At 61.1% G+C, this 1,905-nt stretch carries 3 protein-coding genes; all 3 read left to right on the forward strand.

Annotation, left to right across the window (positions count from 1 at the left end; genetic code table 11):
• The coding region (locus EN964_RS33120) for an MFS transporter (protein ID WP_164776285.1) at nt 1–679 on the forward strand (679 nt) is incomplete at its 5' end.
• Nucleotides 680–789: 110 nt separating this feature from the next.
• The gene (locus EN964_RS33125; RefSeq protein WP_127271458.1) at nt 790–1,248 is read left to right on the forward strand and encodes a hypothetical protein; all 459 of its coding nucleotides are present in this window, start codon (nt 790–792) and stop codon (nt 1,246–1,248) included.
• Nucleotides 1,249–1,401: 153 nt separating this feature from the next.
• Nucleotides 1,402–1,569 (forward strand): 50S ribosomal protein L33, encoded by a 168-nt coding sequence (gene rpmG / locus EN964_RS33130; RefSeq protein ID WP_006201775.1) that lies wholly within the window; start codon nt 1,402–1,404, stop codon nt 1,567–1,569.
• The last annotated feature ends 336 nt before the right edge of the window (nt 1,570–1,905 follow it).

The raw sequence follows: 1,905 nt of genomic DNA on the forward strand, positions 1-1,905 counted from the left end.
CTTCAGGCCGTTCGGCGTCATCATCGCCTTGGTGACGCTGGCGGCGATACCCGTGCTGGCAGCACGCAACGAGAGCCCCTCGATCGCCTCGGATGGCGAAACCAGCAATTTCCTGCGCTACATCTGGCTGGTGCCGTCGGCGACCGCAGCCGTGCTGGTGTTCGGCGCGGTGGAAACCGGCGGCTTTGCGCTCTTCCCGATCTATGGCAGCCGCATCGGCTATTCCGAGGCCGATGCGGCCCTTCTGCTGACCATGATCGGCCTCGGCAATGTGTTGTTGCAGATCCCGATCGGCATGATCAGCGATCGCGTCAGCGATCGCCGCTACCTGCTGATTGCCTGCGCCACGGTCGGTCTTATCGGCACCGTCTTCATGCCCTTCTTCGCCCAGAATTGGCATTTGATGGCCGCGCTTCTGTTCGTCTGGGGCGGCGTCGTCGCTGCCATGTACACGATCGGCCTTGCCCATCTCGGCTCGCAGCTTTCCGGCCATGAACTGGCGTCGGCCAACGCCGCCTTCGTGCTGTGCTACGGTGTCGGCATGGTGCTCGGCCCGCAGGCGATCGGCATCGGCATGGATGCGTTCGGCCCGTCCGGCTTCGGCTGGTCGCTCGGCCTGTTCTTCGCCGCCTATATCGCTTTGGTCGCCGTCAGGTTGGTTCGCAAGATCCTGCTGTAGCGCAACTGCCGCCAGCCCTGCATTTGGCGCGCACGGTGGCAGGCTGCTGACAGAACCGTGTCAGGAGCACAGGGCTAAAAGAGTGTCCCAAAACACTTGAGGACACTTCCATGATCGACAGCGGCTTTGAAACCACATCGCTACGAATGACACTGCTTCTGCTCGTGACCTTCCAGGCTCCGGCCGCCGACGTCGACCGCATCATGGATGCTGTGGTGGCGATTGCGCCGCTGGCCATGGGCAAATATGACCGCAATGCCTATCAGTCGGCGCACGGCATCGAACGCTACAGGCCGCTTGACGGTGCGGCCGCCGGTGCCGAAACCGAATTGCGGCGGCGGCCCGGCACGGTCGAGGTTTCCTTCGAACTGCCGGACGATCAGGTGCTGGCCGCCCGCGTCGTCGAGGCGATTTTCCAGGCCCATTCCTACCAGGAACCGGTGATCCGCATTCAACCGATTCTCGCCAGCCGTTCCAAGGGACTGGACGACCGCGCCAATCCGAATCGCTGGTGGAACACGACCGGAGACTGGAAGAAGGTTGCGTCACCGGCGACAGAAACCGCATGATTTCCGTTCACCAGCAGGCTCAGGCGGGTCGCACCAGGCTTGCCGGGCTTGACTTTCCGGGCGCGTTCTTTATGTGTCGCGCCAAGTTTCCCGCGTCCGGGTGTTTCCCCGTGCTCCAGCGGCCAAAACCCCACGAACAAACGGACTGATATCATGGCCAAAGCCGCAAACATCAAGATCAAGCTTCTGTCGACCGCCGACACCGGTTTCTTCTACGTGACCAGCAAGAACAGCCGCACCAAGACCGACAAGCTGTCGTTCCGCAAGTACGACCCGGTCGCCAAGAAGCACGTCGAATTCAAGGAAACCAAGATCAAGTAATCTGAGTTTCCCGCTGCAATGCCGAAACGCCGCCCAATGGGCGGCGTTTTTCGTTTGTAACCAGTTGATTTCGTTGCACGTGAGCAGAGACTGCAGCCAAAAGGATTGACCCTTCGCCAAGGTTGCGGCACCCTTCGCCGTGGGTTGGGTGTCATGAACAAGGCGCCTATGGATGTCGAAGAAGGTGAAAGCTGCAATCATTGCAGCCCTTGTCGCTCTGGTTGCTGGCTTCGCCGTCAGCAACGGGCTGATAAGCCAGCAGACGGCCGATGAGATCAAGGCCAGGACTGACCAGGTTCTGAGTGAGGAAGAGGCCGCACCGCCTGCACCTCAGCC

It is taken from the genome of Mesorhizobium sp. M7A.F.Ca.CA.001.10.2.1 (assembly GCF_003998575.1).
Classification (GTDB): Bacteria; Pseudomonadota; Alphaproteobacteria; order Rhizobiales; family Rhizobiaceae; genus Mesorhizobium.

Coding starts and splice junctions, on each gene's coding strand:
- rpmG (WP_006201775.1), top strand. CDS start 1,402: ATGGCCAAAGCCGCAAACATCAAGATCAAGCTTCTGTCGACCGCCGAC.
- EN964_RS33125 (WP_127271458.1), top strand. CDS start 790: ATGATCGACAGCGGCTTTGAAACCACATCGCTACGAATGACACTGCTT.